The following is a 21,219-nucleotide window of genomic DNA, read 5'->3' as shown; positions in this document are numbered from 1 at the left end:
TTTTTTATGAAAAAATTTCTCCTTATTTACTTTTCTCTTTTACCCAAGTATCTTTCAAACCTACGGTTCTGTTAAATACCAAATGTTCTTCTGTCGCATCTAAATCTAAACAGAAATAGCCTTTACGCATAAATTGGTAATTAGTTCCTACTTTAGCTTCTTTCAAACTTGGTTCTACAAACACTTCTGGAATGACAGTCAAAGAATCTGGATTGATAAATTTCTTGAAGTCATCTCCTACTTGCGAAGCATCTTCCAAAATCAACAATCTGTCATATACTCTTACCTCTGCTTTAACGGCATGTTGAATTGACACCCAGTGAATTGTGCCTTTTACATTAATACCAGAAGTATCAGAACCAGAACGACTTTCTGGAATATAACTACAGTGAAGTTCGGTAATATTTCCAAATTCGTCTTTTATAAAATCGTCACATTTGATGATATAAGCACCTTTTAAACGAACCATCAAACCAGGACCAAGACGGAAAAATTTCTTCATCGGAACTTCCATAAAATCGTCTTTTTCGATATAAATCTCACGACTAAATGGTACTGCACGACTTCCAGAATTTACATCTTCTGGATTGTTCTCTACTTGTAGTTCTTCTACTTCTCCGTTAGGATAATTAGTAATTACTACCTTGATTGGATCTAAAACAGCCATTACTCTCGTAGCCAATTTATTCAAATCCTCTCTGACGCAGTAATCTAATACACCTACATCAATTAAATTATCTCTTTTGGCAACACCAATTTTCTCACAGAAATTACGAATAGATGCTGGTGTAAAACCACGACGACGCAATGCCGAAATCGTAGGCATACGTGGGTCGTCCCAACCGTTTACCACTCCTTCGTTCACTAATTGAAGTAATTTACGTTTGCTCATTACTGTATGAGTAAGATTCAAACGTGCAAATTCATATTGATGTGAAGGATAAATGCCTAATTTTTCGATAAACCATTCGTATAATGGGCGATGAACATCAAATTCCAAAGTACAAATCGAATGGGTAATTTCTTCGATAGAATCCGACTGACCATGAGCAAAATCATACATCGGATAAATACACCAAGTATCGCCAGTACGGTGATGCGGAGCGTGTTTAATACGATACATCAAAGGGTCACGCATGTGCATGTTCGGATGTGCCATATCAATTTTAGCTCTCAATACTTTGGCACCATCTCCAAATTCACCAGCTCGCATTCTACTGAACAAATCTAAATTTTCTTCCACAGTACGATAACGATAAGGGCTATCTTCACCAGGGAAATTAGGATTGCCTTTTTGAGAAGCGATTTGCTCAGAAGTTTGGTCATCTACATAAGCTAAACCTTTTTTGATAAGTGTTACAGCAAACTGATAAAGGCTTTCAAAATAATTAGAAGCATACAATTCTTCGCCAGCCCATTCAAATCCAAGCCAACGTACATCAGCTTTGATAGAATCTACATATTCTGTCTCTTCTTTTTCTGGATTAGTATCATCAAAACGAAGATTAGTTTGTCCGCCATATTTAGCAGCCAAGCCAAAGTTTAAGCAAATTGATTTAGCATGCCCAATGTGTAAATACCCATTAGGTTCAGGTGGAAAACGAGTCAAAACACGTCCACCGTGTTTACCCGATTGTAAATCTTCTTCTACAATTTGTTCAAGGAAATTAAGTGATTTTTTTTCTTCTTCTGCCATAAGCTGAATCGTTATCAATTTGTTGGTTATCGCATATTAGCATTTGTTTTGCTAATTAACAAAATCGTGACAAGACTATCTTACGAAATTACGGATTTTTTAGGGAATGAATCAGGGTTTTCTAGCAAATCAGATTTAAAAAACATTTTTTAACTGAGAAGGTTATAAGCAATGGGCTTTAGAATGTTAGTAGAACTAAGTTTCCAACTCGTAACTTATACATAGTTTAAAAATTCCAACTATCAGAATAATCATTGTTGAAATCATTTCCTCAATCACAACTCACTAATTCATATCCATAACATTGAAAGATTTAATACTTAGCGAACAAGACATTGATAGAATAATTGAAATGGCATGGGAAGACCGCACTCCATTCGACGCCATTCTGGTACAATTCGGACTGAAAGAACAAGAAGTAATCGAATTAATGCGAAGAGAAATGAAAGCGTCGTCGTGGCGAATGTGGCGTGAACGTGTACAAGGCAGAGCAACGAAACATCAAGCTAAAAGTCTTGCTGAAGACTTTCGTTTTAAATGTACTTTGCAAAGAAAAATTTCTTTCAACAAAATTTCTAAGCGAAAGTAGGCATTTATACAAAATAAGATTCTGTTTTGCATTTTCCTATTTTCATTTATAAATTCTGTTTTCACAGAATTTTATTAATAGATAGGTATATAATTACCGAATAATAAAAATATTATTCTAAAAAATTGCTTTTTTGTAGAATTTCTTATAAAAATCACAAAAAAGCTATTAGATTTGCAATAGATTTCCTATCGCACTAATAAATAACCCATTACTAACAATCATGTAATTCTGAAAACCATTGAAATTATCAATGGTGTTTTTGGCTTTCATCAATTCTAAACTCCGAAGAAATGAGTATTAAACTAGATCAAATAGACCATAAAGTATTAGAAATTTTACAACAAAATGCTAAAATTACTAATGCACAATTATCCAAAGAAATAGGACTATCACCTGCACCAACACTTGAACGTGTTAAAAAACTAGAAACAGCGGGGATTATTGAAAGTTATCACGCACAATTAAATCGTGAAAAAGTAGGCTTAGGAGTCACCACATTCGTTACTGTTACTTTGATAGGACATAAAAAACAAGTAACTGAATCGTTCGTTTTTCAGATAAATCAAATACCAGAAGTCATTGAATGCCACCATGTTACAGGCTCTGGAGATTTCTTATTGAAGATAATTGCTAAAGACATTGCTTCATATCAAAAATTGATGCTTGAAAAAATCAATGAAATTGAAGAAGTTGCAGGTACACAAACGATGGTCATTCTATCAACTTTTAAAGAAAGCAAAGTATTGCCTATTCCTTGAAATATGGTAAAACAATCATCTTAGCCAATAAAAAAGGTCGAAAGTGTTTCAATACTTTCGACCTTTTTTATTGATATATTTTACTCTTCTACAACGACATAAAATTTAAAATTCAGTGGGTCGAACACTTCCGAAACCTGATTTAAAAATTCAGGATTATTCAAATAGAAATTCAAGAAGTTTTCACTTCTTTCCTGTGGCGTTCCATTCGGGAAAAGCTTTTGTTTTACACCCAAAAGCTGATTTACTTCTGTTTCATGATTTCTTTCTTCTGCCTTTTTCAAACGCTTTTCTAGGTTTTCAAGGGCATTCAATACTTTTTGCTGTTCGCCTTTTACTGCACCTTCCAGTGTTTTATCAATTTTAATAGCTTTCGCCAAAATTTCATCAAAAACCTGCACAAAAGCATTACTCTCACTTGATAAACTTAAACTGTTTTCAGTATGTTTTTCAATAAAATTCTTTTTCAAACTGATTTCATCTAAGAACAAATCTTTGCTCGTCAAATCCAATTTTTCCATTTTTTTGGCTGTTGCTTTATTAACCACCAAACAAAAATTACGTGGCATTAAAATTGGAAATGCTACTTGATGAAAATCAAAAATACTCTTCAATTGTAACCAATAAGGCACTTCAGACGGCCCACCGATATAAGCCAAATTCGGAAGAATTACTTCTTCATAAACAGGTCTTAATACCACATTCGGACTAAATTTTTCTGGCTCATTCTCAAGTATCGTCAGGATTTCTGTTTCAGAGAAAGATAAATCTGTGTTCAGTACTTTGTAGCTATTATCTTCTTTTACGATACGCTCACGCAGACCATTATCTAAGTAAAAGAAATTGATTTCACGAGGAGAAATTTGGGTTTTATAGCCCAAAGATTCGAGACTTTCAGAAGTTTTTGAGACAACATCAAAAGCGGTATGATGCAATAAATCGTTTTTAATAATCGGTGCAAAAAGTTTTTTCAGGTTTCTATCATCAGCGTCGATACAAACTAAACCTTGGTTTCCGAACAATTCGTTGGCGTAACATCGGGCAGCATTCGCAAGTGTTTCGTTATTCAGATACGCATCTTTAAAAACAGCAGGACATTCTGTCATTTCTGCCATCAAACTTTCCAATTCCTTGGGATTCATTCTTCCGACTGCTCCTTTTTGAGCTGTCTCCCAAGCTAATTTTTTCCCGAATAAAGAAAAATGATTGATTTCTGCAAAATCATGGTCTTCAGTTGCCATCCAATAAACTGGCACAAAATTATAGTCAGGAAAAGCTTTTTTGAGCGATTTTGCCAAGTTAATCACCGTAACCAATTTATAAATCACATAAAGTGGTCCAGTAAAAATATTAAGTTGGTGTCCAGTAGTAACTGTGAAAGTATTTTCTGATAAAAGAATGTCCAAATCTGGTTGATTACTTATACCTGAATACTGCTGTTTTAACGTTTCTACTAAAACTTTACGTTTGGTAACATCAAACTGTTTGAGTGCAATTTGTTTTTCAAAACCTTGAATGGATGGATAATTCTCGTAAAAATCTTTCGTTTTTGTGTTTTGATTGATGAAGTCTAAGAAAAGAGACGAAAATTGATTTACAGTCTCTAAAGGTAGTTGATGTATTTGCATTATTGCCTTATGCGTTTGATATGTAAAATTCAGACAGTCTTGTTTGAATTACAAGTTTAACGTAGAAGTTTTAGACTTTGTTCTTTTCCTACAAAAAATTCAACAAAAAAGCCTTTAGAAAATTTCTAAAGGCTTTCGATATTCTCCATAAGCTATTTAATTATCTTTAATTTTCACAAAATGTATTTAAAATACACTTTATGAAATTCTAATTACTGTTCAATTTCTATTTATTATCATTTACGTGATAAAAAGTAATAAGGTTTCAAAAATATCAAATTATTTTACTTATATCTTTGATTATTAATTATTTAACTGACGACAATAAACTAAGCCCTCTCCCCCATTCTTTTCCCAATCAGCCTTCTGCTTAAGCCAATTAACCCCAGAAATTATCTACAAGTACTCTAAGAGACATCAAATTGTTTAAAAAGGTTGGACTGTCCTTAGAATATTACCAGAAAAACTTCTTTAATTCTTATCTTTATTTCAAAATGTGAACTTCAGCACTCTTATGCAAAAAATTATACTTGCCTTTTTGATGATTACTGTTCATTTTTTGGCATTTGCCCAAACCAAACCACAGTATAGTCAATACATGATGAATAGTTATTTAATTAACCCAGCCGTTTCGGGCATTGAAGACTATACAGATATTAAAACAGGTTACAGAAATCAATGGACTGATTTTGAAGGCGCTCCACTTACTTATTATGTTTCGGCACATTTAGCAATTGGTAAAACAGATGTTACAAGTACTGGAGCAAGACCTAATTTTAGCAAATCTATTCGTCGCCCAATGGCACTTTCAAATAATTTCAACGGTTCTGCCAAAGTACCAGCCCATCATGGCATTGGTTTTATCTTAGTTGCGGATAAAACAGGCGCAAATACTCAGAACAGTTTAAACTTAAGTTATACGTTGCATGTTCCCGTAACGAATAAAATAAAATTAGCCGTTGGAATTTCTGGTGGAATTTCACAGTATGGTATAGATTTTAGCAAAGTACAAGTAAAAGACAACCCAGACCAGCTAATTGTTGCAGGCTCTAAACTAACAGCCATCCAGCCCAATCTAAATATTGGTACTTGGCTATACTCCAGAACTTTTTTTGTTGGAATTTCTGCGAATCAATTTATTTTCAACAGCTTTAATTATAAAAATAAAGATAACAATACTCAAAATTGGATTGGAAATGCCATTCCTCATTACTTTTTAACGGCAGGTTTCAGACAAGAAATTAGTGACGATTGGACGGTTATTCCTTCAACACTTATCAAAAGAGTAGCACAAGCTCCTTTGAGTTTTGATGTAAATGTGAAAGCTGTATTTCGAGATAGATTTTGGTTCGGAACTTCCTACAGACATAAAGATGCTTTTGTAGGATTGTTAGGCGTCAATATCAGCTCCTTAATTAATTTGGGTTACTCTTACGACTTTACTTTATCGGGCTTGAAAGAACGCTCAAGAGGTTCGCATGAAGTAGTGATTGGCGTGATGTTGAATAATCGCCGACGAGTACTTTGTCCACAAAATTTATGGTAATCTTATTGGTACTTTATAAAATTCCATTTTTTACGATTGTTTAAATATTGTAGATTTTCGTCATTTTCATAAGCTTCCTTTTCAAAAATAATATTTCGGTAAGCTTGATAATGGGTTTGTCCTTTCAATCTATTCCAACAATATGCCATCAAATACCAACAATAGAAAGGTAAAATAAATAATTCAATTTGTTGAGCAAGATGAATACGCTCATGATTCAGCAATACTTTAGAAGGATTTTTTGATTTGACCAACACGAACGGGAAAATCGCCATGCCATCAACATTTAGAAAAGGACAATAAACGGTAAAAAAGAAGGCTTTTCTACAATTCTCCAAGATGCGAAGATTTTACTGGCTATACTTTTGATTAATTTTATCGTAAAGTGACTTTGGAATTTTTGATTCGTATTCAGTAGTTTTTACTTCAGGACGAACCCAATCTAAATGTCCTTTTATCCAAGCATAAGCCAAACCAATGAGTAATACTCCTACAAATACAAACATTTCAACCAACGAAAACCACCCCCACAAACCGTCAGTTTCTGCAATTAATCGCTTATTTCCAAAAACTGTTGCCCAAGGGAATAAAAAGATAAGCTCTACATCAAAAAGGATAAAAATCAAGGCGATTACATAAAAACGAATGTTAAAACGGACATTTGCATTTCCGTCAGGTTCTTCGCCAGATTCGTAAGTAGTGAGTTTTTCTTCATTCGGGCGATTGGGACGAATGAGTTTTGCGAGAAACAAAAAGACCGCAACAAAAACTATCGCTGAAATGATAAAAAGTAAGATATAACCAAAATCTGTAAGCATTGTCATGAGAATCTCGTTCTGAGATTTTATTTATTCCGAAAATTCAGATACCCTTTTACCACCGTAAAAGTAGTAATTGCTAAAAAGAAAAAGATGACGTAATGAACGTAATTGATAATCCAAGGGAATTCTACACCAAAATAATAGCCTCCGCCTACTAAAGAACCCACCCAAACGGCACCACCAACTACATTATAAAAAAGGTATTTGGGATAATTCATTCTACTAATTCCTGCCAAAATTGGAGCAAAAGTACGAATGTATGGCAAAAATCGACAAATTATTAAGGCTTGGCTACCGTACTTTTCAAAAAAATCACGAGTAGAATCCAAATGCTTTTGCTTGAAATACCAAGTATCTGGTTTATTTTCGAGGTTACTCCCAAAAAACCGCCCAAACAGAAAGCCAGTCAGTGAACCCAAAACCGCCGCTACAAAAAGGTATAACAAAACTGTTCCGATAGCATATTTCAAGAAGCCTGTTCCTACAAAAACACCTGTTAAAAAAAGCAGATAATCACCCGGAAGAAAAAAAGCAAAAAACAATCCGTTTTCGGCATATACTACAAAGGTAATCGCAAAAAGACCCGCACCAATGATTTCTTTAGAATCGGATAAGTATTTAATGATTTCGGATATGTCCATTTTAAAGTAGATGAAATGCCTTTTGGGCTGAAGTATAAAAAATACTTTTTGTCTGTAAAGAGGCTTTTTTCAACGTTAGTTAAAGTATAAACAGTTTTAATGTTAAAAATAGTCTGCCAATCTGTTTAATTGTATTGATAAAATAAAATGATTGGACAAGTGTTTTCGTTGAAATTGGATATATAACAAGTAAAATTACTTAAATTTCAATCAAATTTTATAATCCTAAAATCATTAATTAATCTAATCTTACTCAACAACATCCTTTGCCAAATTATATACAATGAAAAAAGCAGTTATTATCTTTTTAGTACTTTTACTACTTCTGGGTGGATTCTTCTCTTCTGGCTTGATTAGCTATTTCAATACGCCTTCCGACGAATCGGAAACAGCAATTACGAACCCAAATAACGATATTCCTGAGCCTGTTTTTACCAAAGAAGGAGAACTGGAGTTTCTGAGAATTAAAGAAAAGTTAATAATAGAAATTGCAGATAACGACAAAGAAACCGAACAAGGATTAATGTTTCGTCGTTCGATGCCCGATTCTTGTGGCATGTTATTCATCATGCCCAATAACGAACCACAAAGTTTTTGGATGAAAAATACTTTTATTCCATTGGACATCATGTTTTTAGATGAACAAAAGAAAATCGTCACGATTCAAGCCAACAGAATTCCATTTTCAGAAGAAGCGATTCCATCTTACGAAAAGGCAAAATATGTTTTAGAAGTAAATGCAGGATACTGCAAAAGGAAAGGAATTGAGAAAGGAGATTTGTTGAAATTTTAAGGAAGTTTATTTTTGACTTTAGGATTTTAAGACTTTAGGACTTGAAGTTAAGAAAGATTCATCACCTATAATCTTAAAGTCTTCAAGTCCTAAAGTCAACAAATCACTTAACCTCCACCTCAAATGTTCCGTCAAAATCTGTGCTACCAACTGTAAATGAACCATTTTTAATAGGCGTACCATTTACTGGTGGTTGGTGATGAAGTACTACTTGTAATTTCCCAGTGCCAACGGCTGATGTTTTCACTGTGGCAGTCAACCCAACATCAAAACCTCTTGAGTCTTTATCTTTTCCAGAAAATGTCAATAATGAAGTAGGATTAGAAACGTACTCAAACAAATGTTCATCTTTTTGCTCTTCAATTTCTTCAGTAACATTTTCAACTGGCGATTTTGTTTCGTCCAAAATCTCAACTGCTAAAGTGTAAGTCTTATTCGCTTCTAAAGAAATCTTGTCAATCGTTGGTGCATTTCCGCCAGTTCCATCAAGGTCTTTAAAGGAAAAAGTTTTCGTAACGCCATTCTCTGTAAATTTCAAACTTACTGTTGTTAAGTTTTCATTGTCTTCTTGTGGAACAGGTTCATCCTTTTTGCAAGCCGAAAGCAAAACCATTGCTAACATTGGCGTCAAGAGTAATCTTTTTGTCAATTTCATATCTGTTGATTTTACATAATTGCAATACTGTTGCAAAGATAATGTTTGTTCTGAATATTTTTGCACTATTGTTGCGAAAATAAAAAATCTTCCTTCTATATTTGCAACATTGTTGCAAATATGAAAAAATCCATCTCAAAATATCTTTACGATTACTTAGGCATAGCTGGTTCAAGCATCTGCCTTATACACTGTTTAGCAACTCCCGTTGTGATGTTCGTTAAAACTTTTTATGAAACCAAAATGGAAATTTCTTCACATGAAGCAATCCATTATTGGGATTACTTATTCCTAACAATCTGTTTTATCGCTGTTTATTTCACGACTAAAGAAGCTACTTCTTCCAAAATAACAATTGCTTTTTGGAGCTTCTTCACACTTTTTGCCTCCTCCATTTTGTTCGAAGAAGATTTCAAGTACTTGAATCTAGTAGGCTATTTTTCGTCAATTGCTTTAATAATTACTCATTTAGTCAACCTTAGAAATTGCAAGAAATGTCACATAAAAAACTCCCAGTTACAGTCCTAAGCGGATTTTTAGGCGCTGGAAAAACATCTTTACTCAATCATATCTTACACAATAAAGAAAACCTAAAGGTTGCCGTCATTGTAAATGATATGAGTGAAATCAATGTAGATGCTCAATTGGTAAAACAAGAAAACACTTTATCAAGAACCGAAGAAAAATTGGTTGAAATGTCTAACGGCTGCATTTGCTGTACACTTCGTGAAGATTTGATGCAAGAAGTAGAGCGTTTAGCCAAAGAAAATCGCTTCGATTATCTCTTGATTGAATCGACAGGTATTTCCGAACCGCTACCAATTGCACAAACATTTAGTTATATAGATGAGGCTAATGGTATTGATTTATCTAAATTTTCAAGGCTTGATACAATGGTGACCGTAGTTGATTGTTTCAATTTTGCCAAAGATTTTGGTTCAATTGATACAGTTTGGACACGTGGAATGAATGATGAAGACCCAAACGATACAAGAGCAATAGTGAATCTTTTGACAGACCAAATTGAATTTGCTAACGTAATTATTCTGAATAAAACAGATTTACTTAACGCCCAAAAACTTGGCGAATTAAAGGCTATCATTCAAAAACTAAATCCTAATGCGAAAGTACTTCAATCGTCATTTGGAAAAATAAACCCTAGTGAAATCCTAAATACAGGTTTGTTTGATTTTGAAGAAGCTTCTACTTCAAACGGATGGATAGAAGAATTAAAAAAAGCAAAGCATACACCCGAAACCGAAGAGTATGGGATTAGCTCGTTTGTTTTCAGAGATGCCCGTCCTTTTCATCCAGAAAGATTTTGGAATTATATTAATAATTATTGGCACGGCGGAATTATTCGTTCAAAAGGTTTATTCTGGATTGCTTCACGCCCAAAAGATGCTCTTAATTGGGGACAAGCCGGCGGTTCTGTTCGGGCAGACTCAGCTGGTACTTGGTGGGCAGGAGTACCAGCTTGGGAAAGAATATGGTATCCGGCATGGAAAGAAAACAAAGAAATCATCATGAAACGTTGGGATGAGCGATTTGGTGATAGAGTAAACGAATTGGTAATTATCGGTCAGGATTTAGACAAAGAAGCCATCATTGAAGAATTAGAGGAGTGTATTTGTACAGAAGACGAAATTATATTGATGGAAAAGAAAGGGAAATTCACAGACCCATTTCCAGTATTTCAATAAAAAACTTAATAAAATAAAGGTAGTGTGATACACAAACCCACAGACTTCTAGTTTGTGGGTTTTGTTGTGTCTAATAGAAATTAAAAAGCTGTAGCAGCTATTCATAAATCTGTATAAAAAAATCCCCAATTTGACTCAAAATTCACACTATCGAATAAAAACTGTGGATTTTCTTAGAAAAAGTGTTGTGAAAATTTTTCATGAATACTTGAAAATAAAAGTATCCAGTCCCTTTTTTCGAAAAACACATAAAAGCATATAACTATTTTATGATATTATTTATATTTTTCGAGAACTCCTCAAAATTATTTGGCTTCTATGAATTATCAATCGTATTATAAATTATGATAATTTATGTACTTTTGTCTATCAATCGAATGGAATTCCTGAACTTAGTAGATATAATATTAGCTTTTCACTAAAAGTGCAGGCATAAAATGTTTCATTACAAGTATTTTATGGACGAAGCAAAAAATTAAAACTTCATCATTATGATTTCTAAAAAAGCTAAATATGCTTTGAAAGCCTTAAAAGTACTAGCTCGTGAGTATGAAAAAGGGCCATTACTTATTTCAAATATTGCTGAATCAGAAAATATTCCTAAGAAATTTTTAGAAGCAATCCTCCTTGAATTACGCAATCATGGGCTTTTACAAAGCCAAAAAGGAAAAGGCGGGGGCTATTATTTGAGAATTCCACCAGACCAAGTAAGTTTTGCTAAAATCATTCGTATCATTGATGGTCCAATTTCACCAACTTTATGTGTCTCATTACATTTCTACGGAAAATGTGATGACTGTGGAGATGAGGAAAGTTGTTCATTAAGAAATGTTATGGAAAAATGGAGAGATGCCAATCTAGCCGTTTTAGAAGCCAACACATTGATGGATTTAGTAAAATAAAAATCGCCCTAGCTAAAACTAGGGCGATTTTTATTAATAAGGTTAACAACTTGACTTTTCAAAAGTTTAAAGACAAAAGGCTCATGATTTTGAATAATCATGAGCCTTTTTGATATATTGACAGAAAAAATATTATTTTATTGTAATATTTTCAAAGTAAAAAATGTTGATATATTAAGAATAATTAATATTTTTACAACACAATTAGCAATAACCAACCACTATCAATAATATAAATAATACAATGAAAAAATTTAATCAATTTATGATTTTACAATGGCTTATATTTCTGCCATTAATTCTTCCTCTTAGCATTGTATCGGGGATACTTCAAGGTATTAAGCATTCTATGAGCGACCTTTTCGAACAAATTTCAAATGATGTTTCTCATCACCCGCTTATTCATGAAGAAAATCCAGATTCTTTTGTTTGAAATCATCTGGATCAAGTTCTAAGAACTCTTCCCAGAAAGCATTTGCTGGTACAGCAGCCTTACAAATAATAGGTTCTTTTTTGATTGGATGAATAAAATAGACTCTTCTTGCATGTAAATTAATACTTGCATCAGCATTAGGACGGTCAAAACCATATTTTAAGTCTCCACGAATTGGACACCCCATTGAAGCAAGTTGAACTCGAATCTGGTGAGGTCTGCCAGTAATGGGTTCAACTTCAATCAAAAAGTGTTTGTTGATTTCCCCCAAAACTTTGTAGTTGAGTTCTGCTTTTTGTGAGCCTTTTACTTCTACTTCATGGGCTGTTACCACATTTTTAGCCTCATCTTTTACAATCCAATGTATTAATTTTCCTTTAGCATCTTTTGGTTTGCGTCTTACAATTGCCCAGTAGGTTTTTTGAATGTCTCTTTTTCTGAACAATTCCATCATTCTCTCTAAGCCTTTAGAAGTTCTAGCAAAAATTACTAAGCCACTTACAGGCCTGTCAAGACGATGAACTGGGTGTAAAAATACATCTCCTGGTTTGTTATATTCTTTTTTGATATATTCTTTAACCGCATCTGTTAATGTTCTATCACCAGTAGAATCCCCCTGCACTAAAATTCCAGCCCTTTTATTGACAATTATAATATGATTGTCTTCATAAACTACGTGAAAGTCTTTCATTTTCTATGTTTATTTTACGAGCTAATACTGTTACAACTCGATTTTATTAATTAATAACTTTCTTTTTCATTCGGGAAATCAAGTGATTTCACATCTTGAATATATTGAGAAATTGCCTCATTCATGATACCATCCAAATCTGCATATCTTCTCAAAAACCTTGGCTTAAACTCTTTGTTAATTCCCAACATATCATGAATAACCAAAATTTGTCCATCAGCATCTGGTCCTGCACCAATTCCAACCGTTGGAATCGAAATACTTTCAGATACTTTTTTTGTCAGACTAGAAGGTATTTTTTCAAGTACAACACCAAAAGCACCAATTTCATCCAACATTTGTGCATCTTCAATTAATTTATTGGCTTCAACATCTTCTTTTGCTCTTACACTATAAGTACCGAATTTATATATTGATTGGGGAGTTAAGCCTAAATGACCCATCACTGGAATTCCAGCACTTAATACTCTGATAATTGATTCTTTAATTTCAGAACCACCTTCCATTTTCACAGCGTGACCACCCGATTCTTTCATAATTCTAATGGCAGATCGAAGTGCTTCTGTAGAATTTCCTTGATACGATCCAAAAGGAATATCTACTACAACGAGGGCTCTTTTTACCGCTTTCACTACCGAAGTAGCATGATAAATCATTTGGTCGAGTGTAATAGGCAAAGTAGTTTCATGACCAGCCATTACATTAGAAGCAGAATCACCCACGAGGATTAAATCAACCCCTGCGGCATCTACAATACGAGCCATAGAATAATCGTAAGCAGTTAAGCAAGAGATTTTTTCACCTCTATTTTTCATTTCTTGTAAGATATGTGTAGTAATTCTTTTGATTTCGTTATTTACTGGCATGGTTTTTTAAGCTTTTTTTTTAGTTACAGAAGGATATAAATAGACACCATTTCCACACTTTAAAAATTCATTTGATTACAAAAAAATAAAGTGATTTTTTAAGTTTTAGAGAGAAAATAGTGATAACGTATAACCCGAGTAAATTTAAATAATGTACAAATTTAAGATTTATTAGTATCTAAAATAGTTAAAATAAAATTCGGTATGCTTTTTTTCAAAATAAGTGCTTTTTTCAGAGAATATCACTAATTATTTGCTTAAAAAGAGGTACTTTTACTTATAAATTTTATATTGATTATATCTAATAAATCTATTTCAGTACCCCATCATTTATACTTAAATCAAACAAGTTATGAAACAGATTTTTTCAAAGAGAAGTCTTTTGCAAAACAAGTCAACTCAAATCGGTTTGGGTTTACTTACTTGTCTAGCATTGAGCAGTCCATCTTTTGCTCAAGACTCTAAACCCTCAAGTACCAAACCAACGATTGTAAGTACAATCACAGACAATGGAATTACAACAACCACTTATTCGAATGGTCAAGTTGTAAAAACGGTTGCAGATGGATATTATCTTGATTCTGCTTTTTACAAAAACAGCAATGTTTTAAAAGCAGTACAAGGTAAGCGCTATTGGAAGATTACAGATAGAGTAGGTATTACGATTCCTGTAGGTAATACAGTAAATGGAAAAGATATAACGATGTTCTTGAAACCGGGTGCGTTTAACTCGCTTTCTGTTACTCGTCAATGGGGCATAATTGGTATTGGTATCACTGGAGGTTATCAATTCTTTCAGGTAGGTGACGATTATAGTGGACCAGACGGAAGAATCTATAAAAATATTGAAGCATTAAAATTATCAGGTAAACTTCCTGAAGACTTACCAGCATCTTCAGTATTATATGATAAAGTGTCAAGTCTTCAAGATTTCTATTTATTGATTGGTCCATCTTTAGATATTCCAATCGGTAAAAAATTTAATGTAAACGTTGATGCTCGTGGTGGTTTATTCAATACTTCAGCTCCACGTTTTGGTGCTTATTTACAAGACGGGAATTTTGGTGCACAGTCATTAATTTTTAGAATGAACTCTTCTGCTTCAAAAAATAAGCTTGGGGCAAGTATCGCTCTTGATGTAACCTACAAAATTGCCAAAACTTGGGCATTAGGTCTTAATGCACAAGGCTTTATTACAGAAACACCATTTACTACTGTTGGTGAAGACGTTTCCCAAGGATCTACTAAAACTTTAACGAAAGAAGATGTAAGTACTCATGGTGGTTATAACTTTGGCCTTGCTTTATCTCATACTTTCGGAGAAGACAATGGCAAAACAGTTTATACATTATTACCTCCTCCTCCAGCTCCAATTGTTGCTTTTGCACCAACCTTATTGGGTGAAAATGGTAAAATGTACGACTACAAATCTTCAGAGAAACCTGTATTCAAATGGAAAAGTAATTCTCCAAATCCAGACCAAGAAGAATATTTATTCAAACTTTACAAAGCTGATGGCTCTGATACCCCAATCTATCAGCAAACGACCAAAAACACTAGTTTAACATTACCTGATAATGTTGCATTAGTAAACGGAGATGAGTGTAACTTCTATTACTATTCTGTACAGTCGGTAGTTCAAAATAAAGTTTTCTCAGAAGCTGATGCAGCTAGTTTTGGTTATAAAGCTAAACCTGTGGCAATGATAGCTTCAAGTAAGCCTACTACTGACCAGTATATGTTCAAAGTATTTGGTGGAACAACTGCACCAAGCACAATGAAAGCAAAACCTCGTCGTAAAGTAACAAAACCTGTTGTAGCTACTGTACCTAAGAAATTGGTACCTCGTAAGAAATCTACTAAGCCTGCAAGCAACTATGTTAATTACGAAAACGTAACTGAAAATCCAAAAGTAAAATGGCCTGAAGATTTGCCTTTACCGAAGAATCCTTCAATCTATGAATACGAAGTTCAACGCTTGAATCCTGGAGATTGTAAGCCTGTAGGACCTGTAGCTAAATATAGATTCTATATTGACCCTAAAAATCCTGATGATATCCGTATTCTTCCTGACAAACCGAAGAAAAAATAATATCGGTTTGGTTCGATAAAAACAAAAAACGGCAGTCTGAATTTAATTCAGCTGCCGTTTTTTGTTATGGCTTATTATCAATATCAAATACTATTCTGCTGTTTTTTTATCCTTAAATAAAGTTATTCTAAGGATAAAGGAAAATTATCTTGTTAGAATAGCTAATTCTATTCCACAATTGAAGTCAATACCAGAAAAGCTTAATAACAAGAAGAAAATTGGAGAAAATATAACGTGAAAAGAAATGGTAAGGAAGTAATCAAAAATGTGGTAGATACTATTTTAAGAAAAATAAAAGTTTTTTTCATTTACCAAACAACCTTTATTAAAAGTCCCATGTCTATATAAGTACAAATAATAAAGCAATTAGTGGTAACATAAACAACCCCTCCGACTTGAATCAGAGGGGTTTTGTTTTTTGTACTAGTCAGCTTTTTGTTCCATACGTTTACGCATACTTGGATCCAAGTAAATTTTACGCATACGAATCGACTTTGGAGTAACTTCTAAGTATTCATCTTTCTGGATGTATTCCATAGATTCTTCCAAAGAGAATTGGATTTTCGGAGCAATCTTAACGTTTGTGTCTGTACCAGAAGCACGCATGTTAGTCAATTGTTTCGCATTCTGAAGGTTTACTTCAATATCGTTTTGACGGTTATGCTCGCCAACAACCATACCTGCATAAACTTCTTCAGTTGGGTCGATAAAGAAAACACCTCTGTCTTGTAATTTATCTACTGCATAAGGAGTAACAACACCAGAATTCATAGAAATCAATGAACCGTTGATACGTCCTGGGATTGGTCCTTTGTAAGGTTCATAAGCTTTGAAACGGTGTGCCATGATAGCTTCACCGAAAGTAGCTGTCAATACTTTTGAACGCATACCAATCAAACCACGTGAAGGAATGTTAAATTCTAAGTGTTGTAAATCACCTTTAGGTTCCATGATCAACAACTCACCTTTACCTTGCGTTGCTAATTCGATTACTTTACCTGCTGATTCGTCTGGAACGTCAACTACTAAAGTTTCAACTGGCTCTAAACGTTCTCCGTTTTCTCCTTCTTTGAAAATTACTTGTGGTTGACCAACTTGTAATTCATAACCTTCACGACGCATCGTTTCGATTAATACAGACAAGTGAAGAATACCACGACCAAATACTAAGAATTTATCTTCAGAATCAGTAGTAACTACTTTCAAGGCTAAGTTTTTCTCAGTTTCTTTGAAAAGACGATCACGTAAGTGACGAGAAGTTACAAATTTACCTTCTTTACCAAAGAAAGGAGAGTTGTTGATAGTGAACAACATATTCATTGTTGGTTCATCAATCGAAATTCTTGGTAATGCTTCAGGATTTTCATAATCAGTAACAGTATCACCGATTTCAAAATCTTCGATACCCATCATTGCACAAATTTCACCAGCACTTACTTCAGAAACCTTTACTCTTCCAAGTCCTTCAAATACTTGAAGCTCTTTGATTTTCATTCTTTTTACAGAACCGTCAGCTTTCATCAAAGCTACTTGCATACCTTCTTTGAAAGTACCACGGTGAACACGACCGATAGCAATACGACCAACGAATGAAGAATAATCTAAAGAGGTAATCTGCATTTGAGGAATACCTTCGTTTTCTGGTGCTGGAGGAATCGTATTGATAATTACATCTAATAATTCAGTAATATCTTCAGTTTTACGTTTCCAATCAGTACTCATCCAACCTTGTTTAGATGAACCATACAAAGTAGGGAAGTCTAATTGGTCTTCAGTAGCTTCTAAGTTGAACATCAAATCAAAAACTTGTTCGTGTACTTCGTCAGGACGACAGTTTTCTTTATCAACTTTATTAATAATTACGATTGGTTTCAATCCTAATTGAATTGCTTTTGATAATACGAAACGAGTTTGAGGCATTGGTCCTTCAAAAGCATCCACCAAAAGGCAAACACCATCAGCCAATTTCAATACTCTTTCTACTTCTCCTCCAAAGTCAGAGTGACCCGGAGTATCAATGATATTAATTTTTACGCCTTTATAGCGAACAGATACGTTTTTAGAAACGATAGTGATACCACGTTCACGCTCCAAGTCGTTGTTGTCAAGAATTAATTCTCCGAACTCTTGGTTATCACGAAATAACTTTGAAGCATGGATAATCTTATCAACGAGGGTAGTTTTACCGTGGTCAACGTGAGCAATGATGGCAATGTTACGAATACTTTGCATGATTTCAATTTGAAAATTTGAAACGGGCTCGCCCGTGCGATGAATTAATTTGAAAACGAAATTGTAAGAATTATAATCTTCAAACTATCTGATTTTCAAATTTACATTTTAGGGTGCAAAGGTAAGGATATTATCTTAGAAAAATGCTATTCACATGAAAAAATAACAAAGAAATAAATTGATGGGCAAAATTAGCCATAAAAAAGATAAACGATTGTAAATCAAGGAATAGAAGTATATTTAGAAAGAGAAAAACGAAGCAAATAATATAATATTAAAAAGAAAAAATAGCAATAATGCAATTTAACAAAAAGGAAACGCCCATTAAATCCTATTTTGAATTAAGTGGTACTTTCAGTTCAATCAATGTTCCTTTCTGGGGTTTTGTCAGAATCTGAATCTTTCCATTCATAACTTTTGCTCTTTCTTGCATATTATTTAAGCCATTGCCTTGCTTGATGTTGAGTTCATCAAAGCCAATTCCGTTATCTTTTACGATAATCGTAAAGTATTCTTCGGTGAAAAAAATTGCGATTTCAATATTACTTGCTTGTGCATATTTTACGCTATTATTCACAGCTTCTTTGAAAATGAGATAAATATTATACTGTTTCAAAGGTGAAAATTGGATACAACTAATGTCTGAAACACTGAAAGTATAATCAATATTTTTGGGTTCTAGCATCTCAGCAGTGAACTCCTTCATTTTAACAATTACACTATCTAAACTTTCTTCAGTCTGTTTGGTCGTCCAAACAATATCACTTAATGAGCGTTGTACTTTTTGCGAACTTTCACTAATTCTTCCCACAAGTTTTTTCAAAGAAGAATCTGTTTTATCAATTTGTGTTTCAACAACTTGACTCAGAATACCAATACTACTTAATGTTGAACCAATATCATCATGTAAATCTCGAGCAATGCGATTACGCATTTGGTCATTTGCTTGTAATTGATGAATTACTTCTGCTTGATATTTTTCTTTTTCTTTTCTGTCTTTATTAATTCTATGTGCCAAGGCAAAAGATAGCAGAACTACTTCCAAAGCAGAACCGACTTGCAGTGCATTTCTACTAAAACTATCACTTGGTAAAATATTAGAAAGCTGCATAATGAATATCATTGCACTGATTAGCATGATAGACCAAGCAAATAAAAAGAATAAAGCTTCTTCTGAACCTTTCATCCAGATATAAGTAGCAATGACCAATACATATACCACAATGACAAAAGCAACAGCATTCAGTAAAATAATACTTGTTCTACCCAAACCAAGCCAATAACTAGATACTATGATGAATACCAAAGCAATTAATATCTTCGCAATTTTGGTGGAGATAGGCAAATACTTCTCTACATTCAAAAAACTATTGGCAAACAATAATCCGAATGAAATTCCTATCGAAATAGAAATAGGACCAAAACGGTTAAACCAAACGGCATTTGACCAAATAAACTCATTGATAAAACCTTTGTTGTAAGCAAAAAAACTAGCAAACGACAATACGTAAATCACATAATATAAGTACACTTTTGTACGGACTGTAAAAAATATAAAGAAATTAAAAATCGCCATCACAAGCATAATACCGATATAAATACCCTGCATGATGTCTTTGGGATGATTATCTTCAAAATATACTTTTAATGGAGCAACTCTGAGTGGAAATAACAAAGGCAATGAGCTTTGAAAACGAATATAATAAGTACTGGTTTCTTGAGGAGCTAAATTGAGGTCTAATAAATAAAAATTGGTTTCAACATCTCTTTGTCGAATCGGAACATAAGTCCCTGATTTCAAGAATGATACTTTTTTTGTTGCATCAATTTTATAAAAAGCAATACTATCAATGGTAGCTTCGGCAATTTCAAGGTATAAATTCTGTGAGGTTTTGTTTTGCAAAGTTATTCTTGCCCAAATCACCGAAGAAGTAACGCCAAAATTAGGGTTTATCTGTAAACTTCTTCTAAAATATGCACCAATATCAGGGCGTTTACTTACTTCTTCAAAAGTTAATGAAGCCGTTTTATCTTCAAAGATTTCTATTTCTCTTCCAATTGCTAAGGCTTTATTAGGCATATCAAAAATCACTCGTCGTTGCGCAAACGCTTCAAAGAAAATTAGATTTGTCAATAAGAAGACGAAACAAAAACCTTTTATCTTTTTCATAAGAATGTTAATAGATTAAACTAATGAATAGTTTTTACTATTGATGGCTTCAAATTTACAAATATTATAAGATTAACAAACAAAAAATAATGTTACAAAAAAGCCACTCATTCTTAACGAACAAGTGGCGTAGTTATTAGTAATATCTGCTAGTTAAAGCGTGTTAAGCCTGACTTGGAAATAAGTACTGGCTAATAATAATATTTTCTGAAAATCGGGTACTCTGATTCTTTCATTCTGAATTTTGGAAGCCGGGCAGTTTTTTATTTTATCAAAAAGCCTCAAATAATATCTATAAGCCAAATATACTCCTGCTTTAGCACCTTGTGGCAAGGCGATGATTCCACGAAGGGCAGCATCAAAATCTGCCTGAATATCATCTTCAATACTCTTTTTATCTTCTAAAGTAAAATTTTTGAAATCAACATTAGGGAAATAAGTACGCCCTCTTTCTTGAAAATCTGATTTAATATCTCTTAAGAAATTTACTTTCTGAAATGCTGAACCCAAACGTCGGGCATCGTCTTTTAATCTATCATACATTTCAGTATCACCTTCGCAGAAAATTCTTAGACACATCAAACCAACTACTTCCGCAGAACCATAGATATATTCTTCATACCCATCTTGATTATAATCAGCAAAATACAAATCCATTTCCATCGAATGCAAGAAGGCTTCAATCAATTCATGGTCAATTTTATATTGATTTACCATCAATTGAAAAGAATGTAAAACTGGATTCAAACTAATTCCTTCTTCAATGGCTAAATAAGTTTCTGCTTTGAAACGACTTAATAAGGTCTTTTTATCAAAGCCATGAAAAGTATCGACAATTTCATCAGCGTAACGAACAAAACCATAAATGGCATAAATCGGTAGATGAAAACGTTTATCTAGCGTTTTAATACCTAAAGTAAAAGACGTACTGTAATGTTCAGTAATTAGCTTACTGCATTCTAGTGTTGTCTTTGTAAATAAATCCATGTGGTTCATTAAG

19 protein-coding genes are annotated in these 21,219 nt (G+C 33.5%); 8 read left to right on the top strand and 11 right to left on the bottom strand.

The window, feature by feature from the left end; all coding sequences use genetic code 11:
- Positions 1 to 22 precede the first annotated feature (22 nt).
- Positions 23 to 1,696, bottom strand: coding sequence for a glutamine--tRNA ligase/YqeY domain fusion protein (locus VB776_RS13860; protein WP_323697304.1), 1,674 nt, complete (start codon positions 1,694 to 1,696; stop codon positions 23 to 25).
- Positions 1,697 to 2,000: 304 nt separating this feature from the next.
- On the opposite strand from VB776_RS13860, the gene VB776_RS13855 reads away from it, so the two are divergent.
- Both VB776_RS13855 and VB776_RS13850 read left to right on the top strand, forming a co-directional pair.
- On the top strand, positions 2,001 to 2,285 hold the full coding sequence (locus VB776_RS13855; RefSeq protein ID WP_323697302.1) for a TIGR03643 family protein: 285 nt from the start codon (positions 2,001 to 2,003) through the stop codon (positions 2,283 to 2,285).
- Positions 2,286 to 2,578: 293 nt separating this feature from the next.
- Positions 2,579 to 3,046 (top strand): Lrp/AsnC family transcriptional regulator, encoded by a 468-nt coding sequence (locus tag VB776_RS13850; protein ID WP_184134994.1) that lies wholly within the window; start codon positions 2,579 to 2,581, stop codon positions 3,044 to 3,046.
- An 80-nt stretch (positions 3,047 to 3,126) separates the two neighbouring features.
- Here VB776_RS13850 and bshC read toward each other — a convergent pair whose 3' ends face one another.
- On the bottom strand, positions 3,127 to 4,674 hold the full coding sequence (gene bshC, locus VB776_RS13845; RefSeq protein ID WP_323697301.1) for a bacillithiol biosynthesis cysteine-adding enzyme BshC: 1,548 nt from the start codon (positions 4,672 to 4,674) through the stop codon (positions 3,127 to 3,129).
- 514 nt (positions 4,675 to 5,188) lie between these two features.
- Between bshC and VB776_RS13840 the strand changes: the two genes are divergently transcribed.
- Positions 5,189 to 6,220, top strand: coding sequence for a PorP/SprF family type IX secretion system membrane protein (locus tag VB776_RS13840; protein ID WP_323697300.1), 1,032 nt, complete (start codon positions 5,189 to 5,191; stop codon positions 6,218 to 6,220).
- Between the two features lie 2 nt (positions 6,221 to 6,222).
- Here VB776_RS13840 and VB776_RS13835 read toward each other — a convergent pair whose 3' ends face one another.
- The 3 genes from VB776_RS13835 to VB776_RS13825 are packed head-to-tail and all read right to left on the bottom strand — an operon-like array spanning position 6,223 to position 7,682.
- Positions 6,223 to 6,558: a hypothetical protein gene (locus VB776_RS13835; RefSeq protein ID WP_323697299.1), complete on the bottom strand. Its 336-nt coding sequence runs from the start codon at positions 6,556 to 6,558 to the stop codon at positions 6,223 to 6,225.
- A gap of 12 nt (positions 6,559 to 6,570) precedes the next feature.
- Complete coding sequence (locus VB776_RS13830) at positions 6,571 to 7,038, bottom strand: NADH-quinone oxidoreductase subunit A (protein ID WP_323697391.1); 468 nt, start codon at positions 7,036 to 7,038, stop codon at positions 6,571 to 6,573.
- Between the two features lie 26 nt (positions 7,039 to 7,064).
- Complete coding sequence (locus tag VB776_RS13825) at positions 7,065 to 7,682, bottom strand: DedA family protein (protein ID WP_323258711.1); 618 nt, start codon at positions 7,680 to 7,682, stop codon at positions 7,065 to 7,067.
- A gap of 283 nt (positions 7,683 to 7,965) precedes the next feature.
- Between VB776_RS13825 and VB776_RS13820 the strand changes: the two genes are divergently transcribed.
- The gene (locus VB776_RS13820; RefSeq protein ID WP_323697298.1) at positions 7,966 to 8,475 is read left to right on the top strand and encodes a DUF192 domain-containing protein; all 510 of its coding nucleotides are present in this window, start codon (positions 7,966 to 7,968) and stop codon (positions 8,473 to 8,475) included.
- A 103-nt stretch (positions 8,476 to 8,578) separates the two neighbouring features.
- Here VB776_RS13820 and VB776_RS13815 read toward each other — a convergent pair whose 3' ends face one another.
- On the bottom strand, positions 8,579 to 9,130 hold the full coding sequence (locus VB776_RS13815; RefSeq protein WP_323697297.1) for a hypothetical protein: 552 nt from the start codon (positions 9,128 to 9,130) through the stop codon (positions 8,579 to 8,581).
- 120 nt (positions 9,131 to 9,250) lie between these two features.
- On the opposite strand from VB776_RS13815, the gene VB776_RS24575 reads away from it, so the two are divergent.
- From VB776_RS24575 to VB776_RS13805, 3 genes are all read left to right on the top strand, one after another.
- Positions 9,251 to 9,658, top strand: a complete 408-nt coding sequence (locus VB776_RS24575; RefSeq protein ID WP_407653829.1) for a MerC domain-containing protein — start codon at positions 9,251 to 9,253, stop codon at positions 9,656 to 9,658.
- Positions 9,625 to 10,833 (top strand): GTP-binding protein, encoded by a 1,209-nt coding sequence (locus VB776_RS13810; RefSeq protein ID WP_323697296.1) that lies wholly within the window; start codon positions 9,625 to 9,627, stop codon positions 10,831 to 10,833. The genes VB776_RS24575 and VB776_RS13810 overlap by 34 nt, the downstream gene beginning before the upstream one ends.
- A gap of 491 nt (positions 10,834 to 11,324) precedes the next feature.
- Positions 11,325 to 11,735, top strand: coding sequence for an RrF2 family transcriptional regulator (locus VB776_RS13805; RefSeq protein ID WP_323258715.1), 411 nt, complete (start codon positions 11,325 to 11,327; stop codon positions 11,733 to 11,735).
- A 398-nt stretch (positions 11,736 to 12,133) separates the two neighbouring features.
- Here the strand turns inward: VB776_RS13805 and VB776_RS13800 are convergent, their stop codons facing one another.
- Together VB776_RS13800 and panB are read right to left on the bottom strand one after the other, a co-directional pair.
- On the bottom strand, positions 12,134 to 12,859 hold the full coding sequence (locus tag VB776_RS13800) for an RluA family pseudouridine synthase (protein ID WP_323697295.1): 726 nt from the start codon (positions 12,857 to 12,859) through the stop codon (positions 12,134 to 12,136).
- 50 nt (positions 12,860 to 12,909) lie between these two features.
- Positions 12,910 to 13,725 carry a 3-methyl-2-oxobutanoate hydroxymethyltransferase gene (panB, locus tag VB776_RS13795; protein ID WP_323697294.1) on the bottom strand — a complete coding sequence of 272 codons (816 nt, stop codon included), beginning with the start codon at positions 13,723 to 13,725 and terminating at the stop codon, positions 12,910 to 12,912.
- A 352-nt stretch (positions 13,726 to 14,077) separates the two neighbouring features.
- Between panB and VB776_RS13790 the strand changes: the two genes are divergently transcribed.
- The gene (locus VB776_RS13790; protein ID WP_323697293.1) at positions 14,078 to 15,817 is read left to right on the top strand and encodes a hypothetical protein; all 1,740 of its coding nucleotides are present in this window, start codon (positions 14,078 to 14,080) and stop codon (positions 15,815 to 15,817) included.
- Positions 15,818 to 16,240: 423 nt separating this feature from the next.
- Here the strand turns inward: VB776_RS13790 and typA are convergent, their stop codons facing one another.
- The 3 genes from typA to VB776_RS13775 all read right to left on the bottom strand — a co-directional run bounded on the left by typA (position 16,241) and on the right by VB776_RS13775 (position 21,215).
- Positions 16,241 to 18,049, bottom strand: a complete 1,809-nt coding sequence (gene typA, locus VB776_RS13785; protein WP_323697292.1) for a translational GTPase TypA — start codon at positions 18,047 to 18,049, stop codon at positions 16,241 to 16,243.
- A 331-nt stretch (positions 18,050 to 18,380) separates the two neighbouring features.
- Positions 18,381 to 20,219, bottom strand: a complete 1,839-nt coding sequence (locus VB776_RS13780) for a sensor histidine kinase (protein WP_323697290.1) — start codon at positions 20,217 to 20,219, stop codon at positions 18,381 to 18,383.
- Positions 20,220 to 20,372: 153 nt separating this feature from the next.
- Positions 20,373 to 21,215 (bottom strand): phytoene/squalene synthase family protein, encoded by an 843-nt coding sequence (locus VB776_RS13775; RefSeq protein ID WP_323697288.1) that lies wholly within the window; start codon positions 21,213 to 21,215, stop codon positions 20,373 to 20,375.
- Between the last annotated feature and the right edge of the window lie 4 nt (positions 21,216 to 21,219).

The organism is Arcicella gelida, assembly GCF_034931025.1.
GTDB classification, from domain to species: Bacteria; Bacteroidota; Bacteroidia; order Cytophagales; family Spirosomataceae; genus Arcicella; species Arcicella gelida.
Note: the sequence above shows the minus strand (reverse complement) of the source record. Positions and strands in the feature narration are given on the sequence as shown.

What these genes read in the sequence shown, in the direction of transcription:
- VB776_RS13860 (WP_323697304.1), bottom strand. Translation starts at nt 1,696, where the DNA reads ATGGCAGAAGAAGAAAAAAAATCACTTAATTTCCTTGAACAAATTGTA.
- VB776_RS13850 (WP_184134994.1), top strand. Translation starts at nt 2,579, where the DNA reads ATGAGTATTAAACTAGATCAAATAGACCATAAAGTATTAGAAATTTTA.
- bshC (WP_323697301.1), bottom strand. Translation starts at nt 4,674, where the DNA reads ATGCAAATACATCAACTACCTTTAGAGACTGTAAATCAATTTTCGTCT.
- VB776_RS13840 (WP_323697300.1), top strand. Translation starts at nt 5,189, where the DNA reads ATGCAAAAAATTATACTTGCCTTTTTGATGATTACTGTTCATTTTTTG.
- VB776_RS13830 (WP_323697391.1), bottom strand. Translation starts at nt 7,038, where the DNA reads ATGCTTACAGATTTTGGTTATATCTTACTTTTTATCATTTCAGCGATA.
- VB776_RS13825 (WP_323258711.1), bottom strand. Translation starts at nt 7,682, where the DNA reads ATGGACATATCCGAAATCATTAAATACTTATCCGATTCTAAAGAAATC.
- VB776_RS13820 (WP_323697298.1), top strand. Translation starts at nt 7,966, where the DNA reads ATGAAAAAAGCAGTTATTATCTTTTTAGTACTTTTACTACTTCTGGGT.
- VB776_RS13815 (WP_323697297.1), bottom strand. Translation starts at nt 9,130, where the DNA reads ATGAAATTGACAAAAAGATTACTCTTGACGCCAATGTTAGCAATGGTT.
- VB776_RS24575 (WP_407653829.1), top strand. Translation starts at nt 9,251, where the DNA reads ATGAAAAAATCCATCTCAAAATATCTTTACGATTACTTAGGCATAGCT.
- VB776_RS13810 (WP_323697296.1), top strand. Translation starts at nt 9,625, where the DNA reads ATGTCACATAAAAAACTCCCAGTTACAGTCCTAAGCGGATTTTTAGGC.
- VB776_RS13805 (WP_323258715.1), top strand. Translation starts at nt 11,325, where the DNA reads ATGATTTCTAAAAAAGCTAAATATGCTTTGAAAGCCTTAAAAGTACTA.
- VB776_RS13800 (WP_323697295.1), bottom strand. Translation starts at nt 12,859, where the DNA reads ATGAAAGACTTTCACGTAGTTTATGAAGACAATCATATTATAATTGTC.
- panB (WP_323697294.1), bottom strand. Translation starts at nt 13,725, where the DNA reads ATGCCAGTAAATAACGAAATCAAAAGAATTACTACACATATCTTACAA.
- VB776_RS13790 (WP_323697293.1), top strand. Translation starts at nt 14,078, where the DNA reads ATGAAACAGATTTTTTCAAAGAGAAGTCTTTTGCAAAACAAGTCAACT.
- typA (WP_323697292.1), bottom strand. Translation starts at nt 18,049, where the DNA reads ATGCAAAGTATTCGTAACATTGCCATCATTGCTCACGTTGACCACGGT.
- VB776_RS13780 (WP_323697290.1), bottom strand. Translation starts at nt 20,219, where the DNA reads ATGAAAAAGATAAAAGGTTTTTGTTTCGTCTTCTTATTGACAAATCTA.
- VB776_RS13775 (WP_323697288.1), bottom strand. Translation starts at nt 21,215, where the DNA reads ATGAACCACATGGATTTATTTACAAAGACAACACTAGAATGCAGTAAG.